Genomic DNA, 20,166 nt, shown 5'->3' on the forward strand with positions numbered 1-20,166 from the left:
AGGGGATGAGATTCCGCCCGTACCGACGGCGCGGTCGGCGCTCGCAGATCACAGACCGGCTGCGGCGCGAGTCTTGGCTGCCTCGTGCAGGTGCTGCAGCGACGGCGTACCGGATTCGAGTGCGTTGAGGAGGGATTCGACCTGCGCCATGTGGTTGCACAGGCCCTTGGCCTGGATCTTGCCGTGCTCGTCGAGGATCACGCCGTACGGAGTGGTGCCCACCTGGTAGGCGATGCCCACATCGCGGGCGTCGACGTAGCTGAGCTCGGCTCCGATACCCGAACCGGCGAGGAAGTTCTGGTGCTCCTCGGGCGTGCCGTCCGAGATGATGACGACGTCGAGGTCCTTCTCCGCCTTCGCCATCGCCTTGACGCCGGGCAGCAGGCTCTTGCAGGTCGAGCACGACGGCGCGGTGAACAGCAGCAGCTGCGCCCTGTCGCGGTGGCCGCCGACACCGATCTCGCGGCCGAGGTGGTCCTTCAGGCCGCGGAAGCTCGGACCGACCTGGGCGATCTTCGGGCCGGTGTCCATCATCCGGGCGCCGAGGGGGCCGAGACGCACCTGCACGCGCCCGATCTCGCGGGCGAGGGCGAGCAGCATGAGGAACAGCGCCGCGACGGCGACGGCCAGCACGATGACCGCGATCAGCAGGAAGGTGTTCACAGATTTCTCCGTTCGGATTTGTCAGTACCGCGAGAGGGTCGAGGCGGCACGGAGTTCGATCGAGGCCTTCGTCAGGTGGTCGTCGACCGGGCGCCGACCCGGATGCACGATCGACCGCAACTGTGCCGCGGTGACGACCACGACCAGCACCAGCGCGGCGAGCGCGACGGCGAGGAGGTGCTCGGCGAGCGACGGTGCGCCGGCGGGAACGAGGGCCAGGGCTGCGGAGACGAGCACGAACGCGCCGGCCCGAACCGCATGGAACCACCCGATCCGCGGGACATCGTGGGAACCGAATGCGAAACAGCCGCAGTCGAGGTCACGACGGCCTCGGAGGAGGTTGATCGTCAGGCCGCCGAAGAAGCACAGGAACAGCAGCGCGGCGCCTGCGGCCGCCCACCGTCCGGCGATGCCCGTGACGAGCGCGGCACCGAGGACGATCTCGGCCCACGGCAGCGCGAACGACACCGCGTCCTCGAGCGGCGCGGGCAGCAGCTTGTACCCGCGGACCGTGCGCAGCAGACCCTGGCGGTCCCGGGTCTTGGGGATGCCGGCGAGCAACAGCGTGCCTCCGACGATCGATGCGATCAGCACCCACAGCATGTGTGCGACCACTCCTTCCGTTTCGCTGCGGGACCTTCTCGAGGTCCCGGCGGATCCCTCGCAGGTGGGGATGGACACATCGTGCTGTGGTCTCGAGTCGGGCATGCGACGCCGGAGAAACGAACGGGGACACCTCGAACGAGAACGCGAGCCGCGGAAATCCGTGGGACCGAGCCTCGGCGACGTGGGCTTTTGCGTTCGCGCGACTCCATGGGGAAGGCGGCGGCGTGATGTACCTCGCAGCGCCGCCGCGAGCGGATTCCCACTTGGACGGCACGTCGTGTTCGCGCAGGTAATGCAGCTGTAACAGAACGGGGCTAGCGTCCGGACGAAATCAGTGAAAGGACCACGGTCGTGACGTCAGCACTCCGGGCGGCGATCGACCGCGCGCAGGACGCGGAACCCACCGGGGCTCACGTGCGCTCACCCCTGCACGCGCTCGGCCGCCGGCAGTTGTCCCAGCTCGATCTGATCGGACAGTCGCTGTCGACGATCGCCCCCGCCACCGGCATGGTGTTCATCGCCCTGTGGATGACCGTGAGCGCTCCGGGACTCGGCGGTGTGCTCACCATCGCCGCGACGACCGGCGTCGTCGTGCTGGTCGCATGGTGCATCACACAGTTCACTCGACGCCTGGCCGCAGCGGGATCGCTCTACAGCTTCGTCTTCCAGGGACTCGGCACGCGCGCGGCCCTCGTGACGGGCACGGCACTCATCGTCGGATATCTCGGCATCTCGATCTCCGTGCTCGCCCAGGGAGCACGCACCGTACTGGACATCGGCGAGCTTGCCGGACTGCATCTTCCGGGGACGGGACCGTGGCTGGTGACGACGGCGGTGCTCGGCGGGGTCGTCGCCCTGATCGCGATTCGCGGGGTGCGGTTCGCGACCCGCGCGATCCTGCTCGTCGAAACGTGTTCGCTGGTACTGATCGTCGCGACGATGCTGGTCGCGCCGACGGGTGGCTCGACGACGAGCGAACTGCCGGTCTCACCGCTGAGTCTGCTGCCCTTCCTGGCGCTGATGACCGTCCTGTCCATGGCCGGTTTCGAGAGCGCGGCGTTCTTCGGACCCGAGGCCCGTCGGCCGCTCGTCACCGTGAGCCGGACGGTGCTGATCACCCCTCTCGTCGTCGGGGCGCTGTTCGTCTTCGCGGCCGTCGCCTCGCTTACCGGACGCGGATCGCTCATCATCGGAGCGTATTTCGACGGTGTCGACTCCGGCGCGTCGTGGGCGGTCGTGCTCGCCGTGAAGACGGGCATGGCGTGCTCGTGGTTCGCGTCGACGCTCGGCTGCGCCCAGGCAGGCTCGAGGCTCCTGTACTCGATGGGTGTCGAACGGGTACTGCCGTCCGCCCTCGCCCGCGTGCACGGCACCCTGCGCACCCCCTATCTCGCGGTGGCGGCGTTCGTCGCAGTGAGTGTCGTGGGTGCCGTCCTGTACACCCTGGCGGCGGACGCGGATTCGTCCGTCTTCGACGGGGTCGTCGAGGTCGCGCTGGTCGCGGCGTACACGCTGGTCGCGGTGGCGTCGCTGCGGTTCCTGCACCGCATCGGTGAGGACACCACCTGGACGCGGGTCGCGGCGGTGTTCGTCGCGTTGCTCGGCGGCGGTCTGCTGGTGGGAACGGCCGTCGACGGGGTCACGCACTCGCTGCTCGTCGTGCCGGTGGCGCTCGTCGCGCTCCTGGTGTCGGGACCGGTCTGGCACGCGGTGCTGCGCCGGCTCCGCCCGCAGAGTCTCGCGACGATCGGAGCCTTCGACACCGTCGAGACCACCGATCTGCTGCCGGGGGCGGGGACACTGGTCCTCGACGAGCACGGTCGGCCGCAGATCGTCACGGGGGGCACACAGGAGGAGCGGATGTGACCGCGCACGTGCCGATCCGGTCCTCCGAGACACCTTTCGGAGGACGACAACCCCATGCCGTGCAGAAGGCGCTGGGGATGCTCGAGGCCGTCGCACAGCTCGGTCCCGGCACCACCGCCAAGGAGATCGCGGCGTTCGCCGGAGTGCCTCCCGCCACCGCCTACCGGATGCTGAACCTGCTCGTCGCAGACGGCTATCTCGTGCGCGTCCCCGACCTGTCGGGTTTCGCGCTCGGTCGTCGTACCGCCGAACTCGCCCAGGCCGCAGCGGAATCCACTCCGTCCGAATCGCTCCACGATGTGATGGAGGATCTGCGGGGGTGCACGCGTTTCGGGCTGCACGTCGCGTCCTTCGCCGGGAGCCGGCTCCGGTTCGTCGACCAGGATCCGGACCACGAGATCGTCGCCATCACCACGCTGTCGAAGTCGTTGCACGCCAATGCCATCGGCAAGCTGATGCTGGCACACGTGCCGGGGGCGGCCCCGGACGCCGAGTTGCGCCGGCTCACCGAGTTCACGATGTGCGACCGCGAGTCGCTGGCGCGGGAGCTGCGCGAGATCGTCTCGTTCGGTTACGCGCGGGAATGCCAGGAGACGCGGCTGGGCCGGGCGGCGCTGGCCGTCCCGATCCGCGACTCGTCGTCCTTCGTCGTCGGCGGCCTGTACCTGCACGGGTCGGCCGCGAAGGTGCAGCCGGATCCCGATCTGGTGAGATTCCTCGTCGACGGCTCCGCGAGGCTCACAGGCCTGCTCTGAGCCGGATCAGGGCGTCCACCACGGGCGCGCCGAACATCGGCGGATCGTTGTGTTCGAGACCGTCGAGCTCGACCCGCTCGTGCAACTGCCGGGCGGCATCGGCGACCGCCGTGCTCTGGGCGGGCGGGACGATGCTGTCGGCGGTGCCGTAGACGACCGTGATCGGCACGTCGATGCGGCCGACGAGTTCGGCGACGGGGAACTCGTCCTTCAGCACTGCGGCGGGGACGAACGGATAGTGGTGCCGGGCCACGGCGGCGAGGTCGGTGAACGGCGAGCGCAGCAGCATCCCGGCGGGTGGTTCGTCGACGGCGAGCGCGGTGACCACGGCGCAGCCGAGGCTCTCCCCGAAGTACAGCAACCGGGTGGGGTCGACGTCGTCGCGTGCACGGAGATGCCCGAGGGCCGCGCGGGCGTCGGCGGCGAGACCCTCCTCGGTGGGGGTGCCGGGATTACCGCCGTACCCGCGGTAGTCGAACAGGAGCGTCGAGAAACCCGCCGCGGCGAGGTCGGCGGCGGTGTCGACGCGGCCGAGGCGGTTGCCGCCGTTACCGGGAGCGAGGAGAACCGTGAAGCCGGCTCCGGGACCGTCGGGGGCGCGACCGGGCACGAACCAGGCGTCGAGCTCGAGACCGTCGTCGGTGGTGAGCACGACGTCCTCGGCGCCGGGCAGGACGGTCGCAGCGGACGGGGGAGTGGAGCTGTCGGGCAAATAGATCAGGCGTCGTTGCAACGCCCAGCCGGCGACGCCGACGAGCGCGACGACGAGCACCACGGCGAGAACGATCCGCATGGGTCCGGTCTAACGCACGTGCGCGTTCCCGGCAGCCGGAACTGCCGGAAACGCGCACGGAAGAGGCGGGATTACCGGAGGAAGGGTTACCGCGGCGCCATGCGCAGCGCGCCGTCCATGCGGATGGTCTCGCCGTTGAGGTAGTCGTGCTCGACGATCATCTGCGCGAGCTGCGCGTACTCGGCGGGCTGGGCGAGCCGCGACGGGAACGGCACACCGGCCTCGAGGCCCTTGCGGTACTCCTCGGTGACACCGGCGAGCATCGGGGTGTCGACGATGCCGGGGGCGATGGTGTTGACGCGGATGCCGAACTGCGCGAGGTCGCGTGCGGCGGGGACGGTCATGCCGTGCACGCCACCCTTCGACGCGGAGTACGCGATCTGGCCGATCTGGCCCTCGAACGCCGCCACCGAGGCGGTGTTGATGACGACGCCGCGCTGACCCGACTCGTCGACCGTCTCGGTCTTGGAGATCGCGTCGGCCGCGAGGCGCATGACGTTGAAGGTGCCGAGCAGGTTGACGGTGATGACCGTGCGGAACAGCTCGAGGTCGTGCGGGCCGTTCTTCGACAGGATGCGGCCGGCCCAGCCGACACCGGCGCAGTTGACGACGATGCGCAGCGGAACACCGGACTCGACGATGCGGTCGACGGCGGCCTGCACCTCGTCGCCGCTGGTCACATCGGTGGCGAGGAGCGTGACACCCGCGGGTGCGGCATCGCCGACGCGGTCGATGGACTGCTGCAGGTCGAGGCCGAAGACGGTGGCTCCGGCGTCGGCGAGGCGGCGTGCGGTTGCGGCGCCGAGACCGGATGCGGCACCGGTCACCAGTGCGGCGGATCCCTGAATCTCCACTGTTCGTATCTCCTGTCCCGAGCCGAGGGCTGCGTGAACCCGACGGGTTCGGGCTCGTTGGCACCGAGTCCGACTCCGTCGGGTTCTCTCACAGAGCCCTACGGCGTGTGAGTGTCGTTCGTCACGAACCCTAACCGGTCACGGCCGCGGGTTCCGCGGGGGTCGCGGTCCGGCGGCGCAGTGCGACGACTCCCATCGCCGCGGCGACGAGACACGCGACGGCACCGAGCAGCAGTCCGGCCCGGCCACCCCACTGCTCGCAGACCCATCCGGCGATGGGACCGCCGATGGCCGTGGAGCCGAGGAAGGCGACCGACCACAGGGCCATCACCCGTCCGCGCATCGTCGGCGCGGAGGCGAGCTGCAGCGAACTGTTGGTCGTGGACGTGAACGTCACGCTCAGTGCGCCCACGATCACCATGAGCACGATGAGCGTGGTCAGGTTCGGGGCCGCGGCGGCGACCGCCATGGCGATGCCGAACGCGAGGGAGGTGAGGATCAGCGGCCGGGTTCCGGTGCGACCCCAGGTGGCGACGGCGAGTCCACCCACGACCGATCCGGCGCCCATCGCGGCGGTGAGGAAGCCGTAGGCCCCGGCACCGGCTGCGAAGGTGTGGTCGGCCAGGACTGGCAGGACCACCTGGAACTCGAAGGCCAGACACCCGACGAGCGCCATCATCAGCAGCGGGACGGCCAGATCGGACGTGCTGCGGACGTAGGCGAAGCCCTCGCGCAGCTGTCCCTTGGCGCGGGCGGCGGCGGGGGAGCGCTGGAGCCGGGAGACGTCGAGTCGCAGCAGCGAGGTGACGACGGCGACGAAGCTCGCGGCGTTGAGCAGGAAGCACACGCCGAGTCCGCCCGCGGCGATGACCAGACCGGCGACCGCCGGGCCGATCATGCGCGAGCACGACGCGAGGACCGACTGCAGGCTCACGGCGTTGCGCAGATCCTCCGGACCGACGAGTTCGAGCATGAACGACTGTCGGGCGGGGTTCTCGAAACACTGGTTGAGGCCGAGCGCGACCGCCAGGACGTAGACGTGCCACAGGGCGACGGTGTCGGTGACGACGAGCAAACCGAGGATCAGGGCCTGCACACCCATGAGGGTCTGCAATCCGATCATGAGCCGGCGCTTGTCGGAGCGGTCGGCGACCACGCCGCCGTAGGGGCCGAGCAGCAGCATCGGCACGGTCTGCAGCGCGAGCACGACGCCGATGGCGGTCGGGGAGCCGGTGAGCTGCAGGACCAGCCACGACTGCGCGACCGTCTGCATCCACGTGCCGATGAGCGAGACGGCCTGGCCGCTGATGTAGAGGCGGAAGTTGGGGCCGCGCAGAGCGGCGAAGGTCTGTCCTCTGATGTCGGCGAGCACTGTCACGGGCGACCCCCCTCGGTGGAGGGACGCGGTGAATCGGCGACGCGCTGCGAGAGGGCCTCGAGGGCGGGCAGTGCGTCGTGCAGAGCTTCGAGGTGCCGGTCGCTCAGCTCGGTGAGGTGACGGGCGAACAGGGCGGTGCGGCGATCGCGCAGTTCCGCCGACAGTGCGGCACCGGCAGCAGTGATGTGGACGCGGACGACGCGCTTGTCGTCGGCGTCGGGGGACCGGGTGAGCAACCCGGCGTCTTCGAGTTTGCCCACCATGCGCGAACACATGGTGGGGTTGAGCCCTTCGATCTCCGCGAGGTCGCGGACTCCGATCGTCTCGTGGCGGGCGACGGTCGTGAGGAGGGTCGACTGCGAACGCGTCAGCCCTTCCTCCGAGGCGAACATGCCCATGCGGCGGGAGATCCGTCCGATCGCGATACGCAGACGATGGACGTCTTCCGCGTCGAACGGAGGAGTTTCGGATCGAGGGGCGCTGTCCGTGAGTTCAGACATGGAACCACCTCCGAATTTATTTGCCTATCGGCAAGCATACTCCTGTCCGGAGCGGAAAGACACTGTTCGGAACGGTGATCAGGGACGCATGAGCGCCGGAGCCTCGTCCTCGGTGACCCGGCGGGCACGCCGGCGGACGACCACCATCGCGGCGACGGACAGCAGCAGGGCCACCGCGCCGGCGATCGGTCCCACGGCACCGGTCTCCGGGAACATGCCGTCGCCGAGCATCCACACCCCGAAGCCGAAGAACAGGGCGGCGGCGCCGTAGCGGATGGCGTTGTCGGGAAGGTGCCGGCCGAGCACGGCACCGATGACGATGGCCAGTGCGTCGGCGGCGACCATGCCGACGGTGGACCCGATCCACACCCCGGCCCAGTTGTTGTCGGTCGCGAGCGTAATGGTCGCGAGCATCGTCTTGTCGCCGAGTTCGGCGAGGAAGAACGCCGAGGTCACGGCGAGGAAGGCGGAGCGCGCGACGCGTCCGGCCTTGGACTGCTCGTCGTCGTCGAGGGAGTCGCCGCGCAGCGTCCACGCGCCGAAGATCAGGAAGGCGATGCCGCCGACGATGGAGATGGCGGTCGCGGGGATCGCGACACCCAGATAGTGCCCGACGGCCACCGACACGAGGTGGACCGCGGTGGTCGCGAACAGGATCCCCGACAGGACGACCCACCAGCGATAGCGCAGGGCGAAGGTCATCGCCATGAGCTGGGACTTGTCGCCGAGTTCGGCGACGAAGACGACTGCGAAGGACAGGACGAGAGCGGACCACATATGCGTTTCCTCCTTCCGTATGGAGGAAACGGGGCTTCCTCCGGTCGCCGGACGCACGGTGCGACCAGCGGCCGAAGGTCTCGCCCACCGGAGGATGATCCGGTCCGCGGGGCCGGGCGTTGCCGTTCTCGGGCGCCGCCAGTATGTCGACCCTGCGATTGGGGGCTACTCCCCTTCGTCGACGACAACGTTAGCCCGGCGAACCGATTTCTGTAAAGGCAATGCTAACTTTCGGAGAACCGAACTCTCATTGTCAGGGCGCCCTCACGACGCGAGCAGCATGGCCAGAATCGCGGTGTCGGGATCGTTGCCCGGATCCACTCCCACCTTGCTGACCAGCGCCGTCACCGTGCCGTCCGGTTCGGCCTCGACCCACGCGGCGCGATGCTCGAGTCCGAGATGCGGGATCCCGGGGAGCAGTACGCAGCCCGAGGCGGCGCCGGCATTCTCCGGGAGTGACGGCGTCGTCTCCGACGGGGGATGCAGCATGATCAGCGCCGGCGGTTGATGCTCGGCGAACCGTCCGGGCTGCACGGCACGCTCGCCGAGCACCGGACCTTCGGCGACCACGAGACCCACGGTTCCGGGTGCGGGGTCGTCGGGCAGTTCTTCCTTGACCCCGAACACCGTCGAGGTGGGCAGCAGTCCCGGCAGCGACGCGATCCGCACCGTCATCGCCAGCACCTGGGCCCATTCACGGGTGGTCGCGGGCCATCTGCCCGAGACGACGAAACCTCGAAGCGACCCGTCGGACTGGAATGCGGACAGCTCGATGCGGCTGTGTTCCTCGGCGTTCATCCCACTCCTCCCTCTCGGTCGGTAAGGGGAGAATGCCCGTTTTCTCCGTTGGCACACAAGAGGTGTCGAGTGCCAGCACTTCCGCTCCACCTTTTGCTATCCGCCTCAGCAATTGCTGCGGCGAATGGCGATTTCTGTAGCGGAGGGGGAAGACCAGGCCCCGGAGACGACGAAGGGCGCCGGTCTCCCGGCGCCCTCGCTGTCGGTCTCGCGACCTGTGACCGATCCGTACTAGACGATCAGGCCCGAGGTGGCGGTGCGAGCGCGCTCGAAGCGAGCCTGCACGTCCGCCCAGTTGACGATGTTCCAGAAGGCCTTGACGTAGTCGGCCTTGACGTTCTGGTACTGCAGGTAGAAGGCGTGCTCCCACATGTCGAGCATGAGCAGCGGGGTCAGGCCGATCGGGATGTTGCCCTGCTGGTCGTACAGCTGGACGATGATCAGACGCTGTCCGATCGAATCCCACGCGAGGATCGACCAGCCGGAGCCCTGGATGGAGTTCGCGTTCGCGGAGAAGTGATCGCGGAACTTGTCGAACGAGCCGAAGGCGTCGTCGATCGCGGCAGCGAGCTCACCCTCGGGCTTGTCGCCACCCTCGGGGGAGAGGTTGTTCCAGAAGACGGAGTGGTTGGTGTGACCACCCAGGTGGAAGGCGAGGTCCTTCTCGAGCTTGGTCGCCTGGGCCGCCATGGTGCCGTTCTCGCGAGCCTCGGCCAGCTTCTCGAGAGCGGTGTTCGCACCGGCGACGTAGGTGGCGTGGTGCTTCGAGTGGTGCAGCTCCATGATCTTCGCCGAGATGTGCGGCTCGAGCGCTGCGTAGTCGTAGGGCAAGTCCGGAAGTGTGTATTCAGCCACGAAGGGTCCCTTCTTCACCGGGCCGTTCGGCCCGTGCAGTTATTCCGTACCTTTTCGGGTTTCCACCCAAGTCCATAACTACACCGTCCGCAACATTCGCCGTAATGCGGACACGATCGGACCCCGACTGTGTCGGAGAGCACCCGAAACCGTCCCTGCCTCCGGAAACGTCCCTCACCAGCGGGAACAGCCGGATAACGGGACCATCGGCAACAGCTGCGTGAACGGGACCTTAACATTGGCGCGTGTTTCGGCCCTTCCTGAACGAACCGACACGCGGGGCCGATGCACCGCGTGTGGATCTGCCGGGCGTCGATGTCGTCCGGTTCGTCGCGGTCGCGGCCGTGCTCTACTCCCACATCGCCTTCTACCTGATCGACGACCTCGGGACGGGCTGGTGGGGCATCGACCTCACCTACGAGGTGCTCGTCAAGGGCGCCGGCCTCAACCAGCACCTGTCGTCCGTCGGCGTGACGGCGTTCATGATGCTCACGGGCATGCTCGTCACCCGGTCCGCGATCCGGCAGGACCGCCGGAAGTTCCTCATCGCCCGGGCCGCGCGGCTCCTGCCGGCCTTCTGGGTGGCGATCCTCGCCGCGGTCGTGCTCGTGTGGCTCGGCATCAACGGCACCTTCAGCGGTCACACCACCGTGTCGGTCTCCGAGGCGTTCCTGTCCTTCTTCCTCGGCGCGTTCTTCCTGAAACCGCAGGTGATCGTGCTCGGCGTGGTGTGGACGCTCGCCGCGCAGATCTCGTTCTACCTGTGGTGCGTGGCGGGACGGTCGCTGCTGCGGACGGCGCCGGTGGCGGTGCCGATGCTCGGCGCCGTGCTGTGCATGCTGGTGCTCCTCTACAACCTGTACGTGCCCGAGCCGTACACGGTTCCGTTCCTGTCGAAGATCGCGTCGACACTGCCGACCCTGTTCCTCGGGCAGATCGTGTACTTCGGATGGGCCGGCCTGATCTCGCTGCGCGCCCTGCTGGCGGCGATGTTCGCGCAGATCGCGGTGATCGTGATGGCCACGGACATCAACGTCTACTGGTCGGGCAGCCGCTACCTGTGGACAGTGTCGGTGGTCTTCGCAGCGGTCGTGCTGGTCGCCCGGTACGACGGACGGTTCGCGCGCTCGGCCGTCGTCTCCTGGGTCGCGACCCGCAGCTACTGCATCTACCTGACCCACACTCTCGTGATGTACCGGATCTACGAGAACACCGTCGGTCTCGTCGGCGCGACCGCGGCGATCGTGCTGCTGCTGATCGGCTGTGGTCTCGTCGCCGAGGTGCTGTACCGCAGCGTCGAGGTTCCGGCCGCGCACTGGATCAAGAGCCGCTGGCTCGCGCCGAAGCAGGTCGCTTCCGACGAACGGACTGCCGCTCCGACCCGCGCGTAGCATCGGGTCATGTCCTGGTTCGACGAGATCCTCGCCCGTGCAGGTTCGAAGTCGCAGATGGTGACGCGCGAGGACGCGCTCCCCGGACGTGCCGAACCGCTGCCCGTTCCCGAGACCCACTACGTCAACGGCAACCGCATCGTTCCCCCCTTCCCCGAGGGTCTGCAGGCCGCAGTCGTCGGCATGGGCTGCTTCTGGGGTGCCGAGAAGGAGTTCTGGCAGCTCGACGGCGTCTACTCGACCGCGGTCGGCTATTCCGGCGGCTACACACCCAACCCCACCTACGAGGAGGTGTGCTCCGGCCGGACCGGGCACACCGAGGTGGTGCTCGTCGTCTTCGACCCGAAGGTGATCGGCTACGAGCACATCCTGCAGCAGTTCTGGGAGAACCACGACCCCACCCAGGGCATGCGGCAGGGCAACGACCACGGGACCCAGTACCGCTCGGCGATCTACACCCACGACGAGACGCAGATCGAGGTCGCCGAGGCCACGGCCGAAGCGTTCGGCAAGCGCCTGGCCGACGCCGGATACGGGCAGATCACCACGGAGATCGCGCCGCTGACACAGTTCTACTACGCCGAGGACTACCACCAGCAGTACCTCGCGAAGAACCCCAACGGTTACTGCCCCGTCCACGCCACCGGCGTGAGCTGCCCGGTGGGCCTCGGCGCCTGAGAATACGTCCGGCCCGAAGGGTCCGACGGTGTCGCACACCACATCTCCGCTCGCAGTGCGAGTGTGAGATGCGTTGGCGTTCCTTGAACTTCCCCGAAAGCGGACGCATGCTGGAAAAAGGGATCATTCCAGAGGGGGAAAGGGACGGCTTGCCGACATGACGACCAGGGCGGGGTATCTGCGGCGCACACGGCGAAGTCTGCGCAGGCGGGATCCGCTCGTGCGTCGCACCGACAGGCTCGAAGCGCGCTGCTTCACCCTCATGATCGCCGTGATGGCGCTCCTGATCCCCGTCGCGGTGTGGGTGTCCGCCATCATGTGGAGCTCCCAGCTCGAACTCTCCGAGAAGCAGAACGCCGAACGCGTCAGCGTCACGGCCGTCCTCGACGCCGACGCCCTGAGCGACTCCTCCGGATGGGGCGAGACCGTGAAGATCGCCTCGGCGCCCGCGACCTGGGGTTGGGGCGACGAGACGCGTCACGCCCTCGTCCAGGTCGACAGTCTCGCGACCGCCGGCAGCGAGGTGCCGGTCTGGGTCGACGCGACCACCGGCGAATACACGCAGGCCCCGCTGACCACCTCCGCCGCGAAGTTCACCGCCGTGCTGTCCGGGGTGTCGCTGTGGACGTTCTCGTCCGCCGCCGCGGGCGGCCTGTTCGCCCTCGCGCACTGGCGTCTCGAGGTGCGGCGCAGCCGCGAGTGGAGCCGGGACATCGAAGCGTTCCTCGGCTCCACCAGCAGCCACTGACCCGCTGGGCGCGCGTCAGAGATCCGCGACGGCGGGCATGACCTCGTTCGCCACCAGTTCGAGGTGCTCGAGATCGGCGAGATCGAGGACCTGCAGGTAGATACGCTCCGTCCCGGCCTCGGCGAAGGTGCGGATCTTCTCGATCAACTCCTGCGGCGTGCCCGCGAGTCCGTTCTCCCGCAGCTCGTCGACCTCACGGCCGATCCGTGCCGCGCGACGCGCGATCTCGTCCTCGTCCCGACCGCAGCACAGCACGAGTGCGTTCGAGTAGGTCAGTTCCTCGGGGTCACGTCCGGCATCCCGGCAGGCCGAGCGCACACGCTCGAACAGGACCTTCGTCTCGCCCAGCGACTTGAACGGCACGTTGAACTCGTCGGCGTAGCGCGCCGCCAGTGCCGGTGTGCGCTTCTTGCCGGCGCCGCCCATGACGATCGGCGGGTGGGGACGCTGGTGGGGCTTCGGCAAGGCGGGGGAGTTCTCGATCCGCACGTGCTCGCCCTCGTACGAGAAGGTCTCGCCCTCGGGGGTGTCCCACAGGCCGGTGATGACCGCGAGGGACTCCTCGAAGCGGTCGAACCGCTCCTTCAGTGTGGGGAAGGGGATGCCGTAGGCGAGGTGCTCCTCCTCGAACCAGCCGGCTCCGAAGCCGAAGTCGACGCGTCCGCCGCTCATGGCGTCGACCTGCGCGACGGAGATCGCGAGCGGGCCGGGGTAGCGGAAGGTCGCCGAGGTGACGAGCGTGCCGAGGCGGATCGTCGAGGTGTCGCGGGCGAGACCGGCCAGGGTGATCCATGCGTCCGTCGGACCGGGCAGACCCTCGGCGTTCATGGCCAGGTAGTGGTCGGAGCGGAAGAACGCGCCGTAGCCGAGTCGTTCCGCGGTCTGCGCGACGGCGAGGAGGTCGTCGTAGGTGGCGCCCTGCTGGGGTTCGGTGAAGATGCGTAATTCCATGACCCGATCATTTCAGCGCCGGAACCGGCACGGGGCATCGGCGGGCGCCTGTCCACTGTGAGATGTCTCGAGTGTGATTCCCCATGCGTGGATAGACCTGTTGATGAACCTGTGGAAACTGTGGATAACTCCAGCGGATGGGGTTGATGGGGAGTGTTGTGGAGGACCCACCGGCCCCACCTGTGGAACAGGATCGGTACGACCACACCCACATCCGTTCACGCCGCGTGCCACTATTGAGACGTGAGCTTTTCCGACGTGCCCACCGTGTCGGTCGACCTGGTACCCGAACTCGGCGACGAGGTCGTCCTCCTCGACGTCCGCGAGGACGACGAATGGGAACTCGGACACGCCCCCGGCGCGCTGCACATTCCGCTCGCCGACGTGCCCGCCCGCATCGAGGAACTCGACCCCGACGCCGAGATCTACGTGATCTGCAGGCAGGGCGGCCGCTCCCTCGGAGCGGTCGAGTACCTGGCTCGCATCGGGTATGAGACCTTCCAGGTCGCCGGCGGCATGGTGGCGTGGCAGAAGCACGGACTCCCGCTCGTCTCCGAGCGCGACGAACCGGCAAAGATCTATTGATGTCGGCCTATCAGATCTGTGTGCGCTGTGAGAATCGCTGGCCCGTGACCTATCAGCCGCGGCAGTGGTGCCCGGCCTGCCGCGGTGTGCTGCTCTCACCCGTCGCCCCCGACGGGTCGGTTCCTCCGTCGCGCCGCAACTTCCGCTGGGTCGCGCGACCTGCGGGTGGCCCTCCGACGACCGAACCGGCGTCGCCTTCGCGTGGGCGTCCGTCGGCCGAGACCCCGTCCTATCGCGAGATGCCCCGCTGGGGACTGCTCGATCCGCTCCCGGACGAGGACGTCGAACCCGATCGCGCCGAGACCGCCGCCGACCTCGCGCCGACGCTGCTCGTCGGCACCGCCGTCGTCTTCGGTCTCGCGGCCCTCGCCGAGGCCGTCCGGTACGGAGTGTTGCTGTACAACCGCACCCGTCTCGTCGACCCGCTCGTGCTCGCGGTGTCGGATGCCGCGGTATGGGCGACCCAGGTGGTCGGGCCGGTCGTGGCGCTGGCCGCGGCGGTCGTATCCGGGCTGCGGCTGATCGACCTGCGCCGGCGCATCTACGCCGAGCGTGGTCTCGCCGAGTCACGGTCGCCGCTGTCCATCCTCGCGGGACTCGTCGTTCCGGGCCTCAACCTCGCGATGCCCGGTGTCTTCCTCGCCGAGATCGCCGACCGCGACCCGCGCCTGCTCCGCGCGATCCGCACCTGGTGGGTGTTGTGGGTGGTCAACGGCGTGCTCGTCGTGGTGCTGCTCGCGTGGCGTCAGCGCGACACCCTGCAGGCCCGCGCCGACGGTGTCCTGCTCACCGCCGTCCTCGCGGCGCTCGGCGCGGTCGTCGCGCTGTCGACCCTGCACGTCCTGCGCCTGTTCGACGACACCGACCTGTGGGGACGGCCGCTGCGCCGTCACCGGTTCACCCACGCGACCGGCCCGGCCTCGTCACCGATCGCGCCCATCGTCCCCGCCGCCGTGCGCGAACAGGAACAGGCTCGCCAGGACCGGGACGACGTTCCGGACGAGCAGGCCGGAGAACGAGCGGACGACGAGGAGCGCGCCGAGGCGGTGGCGCCGTGACGCGCAGCGCGCATCCTCGGGTCGTCGCGCATCGCGGTGCGTCCGCCGCGCTCCCCGAACACACGATCGGCGCCTACGAACTCGCATTGAAGGAAGGCGCCGACGGCGTCGAGTGCGACGTGCGGCTCACCCGCGACGGTCATCTGGTGTGCGTGCACGACCGCACGATCGACCGCACCTCGAACGGCACCGGGGTCGTCAGCGAGATGACCCTCGACGAGCTCGCGCAGTACGACTACGGGCGGCCCGGCGAGCCTGCCGACCTGCTCACGCTGCGGCAGCTGCTCGAACTCGTCATGGACTTCACGAGCGTGCCGGTGAAGGTCTTCGTCGAGACCAAGCATCCCGTCCGCTACGGCGGTCTCGTGGAGAGCAAACTGCTCGCCGAACTGGCCCGCTTCGGTCTCGCGACCCCGGCCTCCGCCGATTTCTCCCGGGTGGTGGTGATGTCGTTCGCGGCCGGGGCCGTCTGGCGCATCCGCCGGGCCGCACCGCTGCTGCCCACCGTGCTGCTGGGGGAGACCTCGCGTTACCTGCGCGGCAGCGCCGCCACCACCGTCGGCGCGACGGCCGTCGGCCCGTCGATCGCGACGCTGCGCGAGCACCGCGATCTCGTCGACCGGGCCGCGCTGTCGGGGCGGGCCACCTACTGCTGGACCGTCGACGACCCCGCCGACGTCGAGCTGTGCCGCGAGCTGGGCGTCGAGTGGGTCGCCACCAACCATCCCGGGCGCACCAAGCTGCAGCTCGACTCCGCCTTCGATCGGTGAGCACCCCCACCCGGTCCCGCGACCGCGACATCGCGACACCGGTCGCCGTGTAGTTTGACGCCGTGGCCAAGAAGAGCAAGAGAAACAGCGGACCCAAGCCCGGCAGCAATCGCGCCGCGAAGCTCGAGCAGCGCCGACTCGAGCGGGAAGCGGCGGCCGCCGCGACGTCCCGGCCCTTCGAAGGCCTCGCCTTCGAATGCGATCTCGTGGCACTTCGCGAGTTCGTGCCGTCGGCCCTCGCAGAGCTGCCCGCCGCTGCGGACGGCCGTCGCGTCGTGGGTGCGACCATCCTCCCCGGCGGGGTCGCGGCCCTGGTCCGCGAGGAGAACGGTGCGCCGGTCGCGTACGTCGGCCTGCAGCTCGCCGCCGGCTTCGGGCCGGACCCGGCGGGTGAACTGGCCGCGGCCCTGCACTGGGCGCACACGGCCGAGCCGGGCTCGTCGCTGCAGGTCGCGAGCGGCGACGACGACACCCCGCCGCTGGCGGAGCTGATCGACCCGGCAGCCGTGCCGGCGATCACCGTCCACAACGATTTCGACTGGTGGATCCCGGCCGGTGTCGAACCGAGCGCCGAGATCGCGCACACCGTCAAGCACGCGAACGAAGCCGTGCTGCCGTCGGCGCGTCTCGAGGGCGACGGTCTGCGCGGCGCGTGGTGGGTCGATCCGGGCGAGAAGGCGCACCTGCGCTGGGTGCGACCCGAGGACGAGGACGCGCTGATGGCGGCGTTGTCGCGCGTGCACGCGGCGGGCGGCCTGCACCTCGGTGAGGGATCGCGGTTCGCCGGTTCGTTCCGCACCCACGGTCTGCTGGTGCCGGTCTTCGACCTCGACCGCGAGAAGCACCCCGACGAGTGGGTCGCCCCGACCATCGAGTTCGGGCAGCGTCTCGACGAGGCCCTCGCCGTGGACGAACCGCTCACCGCCGCCGAGCGCCGGTCGCGCGACGGCCTGCGCAGCCGCCAGGTCACCCTGCGCTGACGCGCTCACGACAGCACGAAGGCCACCTCCTGCAGGAGGTGGCCTTCGTCGTTCCGGGTGGGCTGTCCCCGGATGGAGGAACGATCAGATGGCGCCGCCGGCGGCGAGCGGGGCGTTGCCGCGCGGCTCGCGCACCTTCGAGTTGAGCTCGCGGGCCACGAAGTCCTCGAGGTTGAAGAGGTTGGAACCGGCGCGGTCGGCCACGGTCAGCAGGGTCGTCATCGTCGCGACCTCCTCGACCTGCTCCTGCAGGAACCACTGCATGAACTGCTCGCCGAGGTAGTCGCCCTCGTCGCGCGCGGTGCGGGCGAGCTCGACGATCTGGTCGGTGACCTTCTTCTCCTGGGCGAGGGCCAGCGCGATCGGCTCGCGGGCATCCTCGAACATCGACTGCACCGCGTCGACGCCGGTGAGGTCGACGGCCATATCGCGGTCCAGGAAGTACTGGACGATCATCATGGCGTGGTTGCGCTCCTCGACGGCCTGCGCGTAGAAGTGCTTCGCCAGCTGCGGGAGATCGGTGTTGTCGTAGAAGACCGCGATGGCGATGTACTGATGCGACGCCGTGAACTCGTGGCGGATCTGGTCGTGCAGCAGCGTGTGGAACTTGGTCTTGGTCATATCGCCCATCGTCGTCATGATCACGACGTTAGTGCAGGTCAACGCGTTTTTCATCCAAGTGTTGGCTACCCTTCCGCAAGGCAGCATCGGCTACCCTACGGAAAATTCGGACAGCCTTCCCCAAGATCGACAGCGATTCGCGGCGTCCGTCAGGGGGCCGGAGCGAGCAGTTCCGGCGGGATCGGGTCGCCCTCCGAGATGGCCCCGAAGAACGGTACGGCGCGCTCACGATCCCACAGCAGGACGTTACCGATGCCGTAGACGTCCTCGAATCCGCCCACCGGAACGGTCGTGGTGACCGTCTCGCCGCGCATCGCCCACGCGAGTCGCGCGAGGTTCCACAGATGGTCGCCGTCGTCGACCCGCAGCGACCCGGCCGCACCCGACATCAGCGACCACGCCCGGAAGGGGTTCAGGAAGGTGCCGGGGCTCGTGGCCTTGCTCAGCAACGCCGACAGGAACAGGCGCTGATTGTTCATCCGGTCCAGGTCGGCGAGCGGAGTGGCGCGCGTGCGCACGAAGCCCAGGGCCTGCGCTCCGTTGAGCTCCTGACATCCGGGTTCGAGCCTGAGTCCGGCGAGCGGGTCGTCGATCGGATAGGGCACGCAGATGTCGACCCCGCCGACCGCGTCGACGATCGACGCGAACCCGCCGAAACCGATCTCGGCGTAGTGGTCGATATGCACGCCTGTGGCGCCCTCGACCGTCTGCACGAGCAGTTGCGGCCCGCCCAGTGCGAACGACGCGTTGAGTTTGTCCTGGCCGAAGCCCGGGACGCTCACGTAGGAGTCGCGGGGCAGGGAGACCATCGTCGTGGCACCGCCACCGGGCGGGATGTGGACGAGCAGGACGGTGTCGGTGCGGTCGGCGCCGACCTCCCCGCCGGTCGCGAATTCCTGCTCCTGCTCGGGGGTGAGTCCCACCCGGCTGTCGGAGCCGACGAGCAACCAGTTCGTGCCGGGGGTGTCGCCGACGCGCCCGTCGTAGTCGGCGAGCGCATCGACGCGCGCGAGCTTGCCGTCGAGGTAGATCATGCTCGCACCCATCGCGACGACGAGCACGACCAGGACGATCGCGAGTCGCCGCAGGATGCGCCGGGCACCGAGCGGACGTCGCGGTGCCGGCCGTGAAGGCGGTGCTGCGGGACGTCGCGGGGGTCCGGGCGGCGGTGTGTTCCCGCGCGGCGGGCGACGGTTCGGGGCGGGTTCGGCGAACCGTTCGGGTCGCTGCGTCGGTGCCCAGTCGCGTCGTTGCTGCGGAAGCGGTTGCTGCCGGTCCTGCCTCGGAGCAGGCCGGTAGTTCGGCGCGGGCGCCTGCGACCACGCCTGCGGTGACTGCGGCCGTCCGTCGCGCCGCAGCACCTGGGTGCCCTCGGGGGACGGCGGGGGAGCGCCCCGGCGCTGTGACGGAGGCGGTCCGGCGGGTCGTTGTGGCGGTACCCCGCGCTGCGGGTTCGGCGGTACAGCCCGCCGGGGAGGAGGGCCCTGCGGGAGAGGTCCCTGCGGAGGCCGCGGCCGGTTCCGAGGGTCGCGAGGGTCGCCGTTCACCCGGACAACTCTACGTTCAGGGCAGCCAGGAGACGTGGCCCCTCAGTGCTTGGTAGCCCACGAAGGCGATGGTGTCGATGAGCGCGTGGGCGATCACGAGCGGCCACAACCGGCCGCTTCGTTGCCAGTAGCGCCCGAAGACCAGGCCCATGACGACGTTGCCGAACCCGCCGCCGATGCCCTGGTAGAGGTGGTAGCTGCCGCGCAGCAGGGCGGAGGCGAGCAACGACGAATTCTCCGACCAGCCGAGCTGCCGCAGACGGGTGAGGAGATAGGCGACGACCAGGATCTCCTCCGCCCCGGAGTTGGCGATCGCCCACAGCACCTCGGTGGGCAGTCGCCACCAGTAGTCCTCGAGCAGGCTCGGCGCGACCGTCAGGTTCAGGCCGGCGGCCCGCGCCACCAGGTACAGCGCCAGTCCGGGGAGTCCGATCAGGGCGGCCAGTCCCACCCCGGGCAGCACGTCCCGGCGCAGGCCGGGTCGGGCGAGGCCCGCGAGTCGCGGTCCGACACCGCTGCGCCAGAGCAGGTACAGGCCGAGGGCACCCCAGGCGAGCAGGCGCACGATGCCGAGGAGTTGGCGAGCGAGATCGATGAACCCCTGCGACGAGCGTGGCGTGTTCAGGGCGACGGTCTGATCCGACAGCGGTTCCGGTGCCAGTGCCGCCTCGGCCAGCGACAGGATCGACGAGATCCCGCTCAGGCCGAAGGTGACGAGCAGGACGATGGTGATCTCGATCCACAGCGCGCGACGCTCGGTGGGGTCGAGGGGCGGCTCGGGATTGCGGGATGCGGGCCGCAGCCAGTCGCGGAGGGTCGTCACCGGAGCGATTGTGCCGGACCGTGGGCGGTCGGGTCCTCCGCCGCGGGGAGGCGATCCACCGGTTCTCGGTGATGTGTCCAATTTGACAGCGGTCCTTGTGACCCATCACACTTCAACACGCCCGACCGATCGATCGCTCGGGTGCGGATAGGGGCCTGTGGGCCGAGGG

At 69.1% G+C, this 20,166-nt stretch carries 22 protein-coding genes; 9 read left to right on the forward strand and 13 right to left on the reverse strand.

The genetic code is table 11. The annotated features are described in order from the left end of the window. Nucleotides 1-48 precede the first annotated feature (48 nt). Nucleotides 49-663, reverse strand: coding sequence for a redoxin domain-containing protein (locus tag LPH33_RS00670; protein WP_016694597.1), 615 nt, complete (start codon nt 661-663; stop codon nt 49-51). 21 nt (nt 664-684) lie between these two features. Further along, nucleotides 685-1,266, reverse strand: a complete 582-nt coding sequence (locus LPH33_RS00675) for a MauE/DoxX family redox-associated membrane protein (RefSeq protein WP_229566746.1) — start codon at nt 1,264-1,266, stop codon at nt 685-687. A gap of 354 nt (nt 1,267-1,620) precedes the next feature. On the opposite strand from LPH33_RS00675, the gene LPH33_RS00680 reads away from it, so the two are divergent. Both LPH33_RS00680 and LPH33_RS00685 read left to right on the forward strand, forming a co-directional pair. Next, nucleotides 1,621-3,135, forward strand: a complete 1,515-nt coding sequence (locus LPH33_RS00680; RefSeq protein WP_229566748.1) for an APC family permease — start codon at nt 1,621-1,623, stop codon at nt 3,133-3,135. Beyond that, nucleotides 3,132-3,890, forward strand: coding sequence for an IclR family transcriptional regulator (locus LPH33_RS00685; RefSeq protein ID WP_160876618.1), 759 nt, complete (start codon nt 3,132-3,134; stop codon nt 3,888-3,890). The genes LPH33_RS00680 and LPH33_RS00685 overlap by 4 nt, the downstream gene beginning before the upstream one ends. On the opposite strand, the gene LPH33_RS00690 is transcribed toward LPH33_RS00685, so the two are convergent. From LPH33_RS00690 to LPH33_RS00720, 7 genes are all read right to left on the reverse strand, one after another. Next, the gene (locus LPH33_RS00690) at nt 3,874-4,683 is read right to left on the reverse strand and encodes an alpha/beta hydrolase (RefSeq protein WP_229566749.1); all 810 of its coding nucleotides are present in this window, start codon (nt 4,681-4,683) and stop codon (nt 3,874-3,876) included. The two genes, LPH33_RS00685 and LPH33_RS00690, sit on opposite strands and share 17 nt — an antisense overlap. 86 nt (nt 4,684-4,769) lie before the next feature. Next, complete coding sequence (locus LPH33_RS00695) at nt 4,770-5,537, reverse strand: SDR family NAD(P)-dependent oxidoreductase (protein WP_006553390.1); 768 nt, start codon at nt 5,535-5,537, stop codon at nt 4,770-4,772. A gap of 130 nt (nt 5,538-5,667) precedes the next feature. After that, complete coding sequence (locus LPH33_RS00700; RefSeq protein WP_229566751.1) at nt 5,668-6,915, reverse strand: MFS transporter; 1,248 nt, start codon at nt 6,913-6,915, stop codon at nt 5,668-5,670. After that, nucleotides 6,912-7,415, reverse strand: a complete 504-nt coding sequence (locus tag LPH33_RS00705) for a MarR family winged helix-turn-helix transcriptional regulator (protein ID WP_202400174.1) — start codon at nt 7,413-7,415, stop codon at nt 6,912-6,914. Before LPH33_RS00705 ends, LPH33_RS00700 begins: the two co-directional genes overlap by 4 nt. Nucleotides 7,416-7,493: 78 nt before the next feature. Beyond that, nucleotides 7,494-8,192, reverse strand: coding sequence for a TMEM165/GDT1 family protein (locus LPH33_RS00710; protein ID WP_160876622.1), 699 nt, complete (start codon nt 8,190-8,192; stop codon nt 7,494-7,496). Nucleotides 8,193-8,456: 264 nt separating this feature from the next. Then, complete coding sequence (locus LPH33_RS00715) at nt 8,457-8,990, reverse strand: hypothetical protein (RefSeq protein ID WP_016694588.1); 534 nt, start codon at nt 8,988-8,990, stop codon at nt 8,457-8,459. 231 nt (nt 8,991-9,221) lie between these two features. After that, the gene (locus LPH33_RS00720) at nt 9,222-9,845 is read right to left on the reverse strand and encodes a superoxide dismutase (RefSeq protein WP_006553395.1); all 624 of its coding nucleotides are present in this window, start codon (nt 9,843-9,845) and stop codon (nt 9,222-9,224) included. A gap of 296 nt (nt 9,846-10,141) precedes the next feature. Between LPH33_RS00720 and LPH33_RS00725 the strand changes: the two genes are divergently transcribed. The 3 genes from LPH33_RS00725 (at nt 10,142) to LPH33_RS00735 (ending at nt 12,662) form a co-directional block, all read left to right on the forward strand. After that, complete coding sequence (locus LPH33_RS00725; RefSeq protein WP_145691302.1) at nt 10,142-11,236, forward strand: acyltransferase family protein; 1,095 nt, start codon at nt 10,142-10,144, stop codon at nt 11,234-11,236. Nucleotides 11,237-11,245: 9 nt separating this feature from the next. Continuing rightward, the gene (gene msrA, locus LPH33_RS00730) at nt 11,246-11,914 is read left to right on the forward strand and encodes a peptide-methionine (S)-S-oxide reductase MsrA (protein ID WP_006553397.1); all 669 of its coding nucleotides are present in this window, start codon (nt 11,246-11,248) and stop codon (nt 11,912-11,914) included. Nucleotides 11,915-12,071: 157 nt separating this feature from the next. After that, complete coding sequence (locus LPH33_RS00735) at nt 12,072-12,662, forward strand: hypothetical protein (protein WP_229566753.1); 591 nt, start codon at nt 12,072-12,074, stop codon at nt 12,660-12,662. A gap of 15 nt (nt 12,663-12,677) precedes the next feature. Here the strand turns inward: LPH33_RS00735 and LPH33_RS00740 are convergent, their stop codons facing one another. Continuing rightward, nucleotides 12,678-13,613 carry an LLM class F420-dependent oxidoreductase gene (locus LPH33_RS00740; protein ID WP_229566755.1) on the reverse strand — a complete coding sequence of 312 codons (936 nt, stop codon included), beginning with the start codon at nt 13,611-13,613 and terminating at the stop codon, nt 12,678-12,680. Between the two features lie 258 nt (nt 13,614-13,871). Here LPH33_RS00740 and LPH33_RS00745 point away from each other — a divergent pair, with 258 nt between their 5' ends. From LPH33_RS00745 to LPH33_RS00760, 4 genes are all read left to right on the forward strand, one after another. Next, on the forward strand, nt 13,872-14,198 hold the full coding sequence (locus tag LPH33_RS00745; protein ID WP_060652314.1) for a rhodanese-like domain-containing protein: 327 nt from the start codon (nt 13,872-13,874) through the stop codon (nt 14,196-14,198). Then, complete coding sequence (locus tag LPH33_RS00750) at nt 14,198-15,256, forward strand: DUF4328 domain-containing protein (protein WP_229566756.1); 1,059 nt, start codon at nt 14,198-14,200, stop codon at nt 15,254-15,256. The genes LPH33_RS00745 and LPH33_RS00750 overlap by 1 nt, the downstream gene beginning before the upstream one ends. After that, nucleotides 15,253-16,026 carry a glycerophosphodiester phosphodiesterase gene (locus LPH33_RS00755; RefSeq protein ID WP_088896839.1) on the forward strand — a complete coding sequence of 258 codons (774 nt, stop codon included), beginning with the start codon at nt 15,253-15,255 and terminating at the stop codon, nt 16,024-16,026. Before LPH33_RS00750 ends, LPH33_RS00755 begins: the two co-directional genes overlap by 4 nt. A 62-nt stretch (nt 16,027-16,088) precedes the next feature. Next, on the forward strand, nt 16,089-17,006 hold the full coding sequence (locus LPH33_RS00760) for a DUF5926 family protein (RefSeq protein WP_088896838.1): 918 nt from the start codon (nt 16,089-16,091) through the stop codon (nt 17,004-17,006). Nucleotides 17,007-17,090: 84 nt separating this feature from the next. On the opposite strand, the gene LPH33_RS00765 is transcribed toward LPH33_RS00760, so the two are convergent. From LPH33_RS00765 to LPH33_RS00775, 3 genes are all read right to left on the reverse strand, one after another. After that, entirely contained in the window at nt 17,091-17,636 is a 546-nt protein-coding gene (locus tag LPH33_RS00765; protein WP_229568520.1) for a ferritin, read from the reverse strand. 140 nt (nt 17,637-17,776) lie between these two features. Next, nucleotides 17,777-18,988, reverse strand: a complete 1,212-nt coding sequence (locus tag LPH33_RS00770) for an LCP family protein (protein WP_229566758.1) — start codon at nt 18,986-18,988, stop codon at nt 17,777-17,779. Between the two features lie 202 nt (nt 18,989-19,190). Then, complete coding sequence (locus LPH33_RS00775) at nt 19,191-19,997, reverse strand: CPBP family intramembrane glutamic endopeptidase (RefSeq protein WP_088896836.1); 807 nt, start codon at nt 19,995-19,997, stop codon at nt 19,191-19,193. Nucleotides 19,998-20,166: the final 169 nt, after the last annotated feature.

This window comes from Rhodococcus sp. RDE2, from assembly GCF_020885655.1.
Taxonomy (GTDB): Bacteria; Actinomycetota; Actinomycetes; order Mycobacteriales; family Mycobacteriaceae; genus Rhodococcus; species Rhodococcus pyridinivorans.

Excerpts from the sequence above, each read along its gene's own strand:
- LPH33_RS00715 (WP_016694588.1), bottom strand. The coding sequence starts at position 8,990 with ATGAACGCCGAGGAACACAGCCGCATCGAGCTGTCCGCATTCCAGTCC.
- LPH33_RS00675 (WP_229566746.1), bottom strand. The coding sequence starts at position 1,266 with ATGCTGTGGGTGCTGATCGCATCGATCGTCGGAGGCACGCTGTTGCTC.
- LPH33_RS00690 (WP_229566749.1), bottom strand. The coding sequence starts at position 4,683 with ATGCGGATCGTTCTCGCCGTGGTGCTCGTCGTCGCGCTCGTCGGCGTC.
- LPH33_RS00710 (WP_160876622.1), bottom strand. The coding sequence starts at position 8,192 with ATGTGGTCCGCTCTCGTCCTGTCCTTCGCAGTCGTCTTCGTCGCCGAA.
- LPH33_RS00705 (WP_202400174.1), bottom strand. The coding sequence starts at position 7,415 with ATGTCTGAACTCACGGACAGCGCCCCTCGATCCGAAACTCCTCCGTTC.
- LPH33_RS00735 (WP_229566753.1), top strand. The coding sequence starts at position 12,072 with ATGACGACCAGGGCGGGGTATCTGCGGCGCACACGGCGAAGTCTGCGC.
- msrA (WP_006553397.1), top strand. The coding sequence starts at position 11,246 with ATGTCCTGGTTCGACGAGATCCTCGCCCGTGCAGGTTCGAAGTCGCAG.
- LPH33_RS00740 (WP_229566755.1), bottom strand. The coding sequence starts at position 13,613 with ATGGAATTACGCATCTTCACCGAACCCCAGCAGGGCGCCACCTACGAC.
- LPH33_RS00765 (WP_229568520.1), bottom strand. The coding sequence starts at position 17,636 with ATGGGCGATATGACCAAGACCAAGTTCCACACGCTGCTGCACGACCAG.
- LPH33_RS00750 (WP_229566756.1), top strand. The coding sequence starts at position 14,198 with ATGTCGGCCTATCAGATCTGTGTGCGCTGTGAGAATCGCTGGCCCGTG.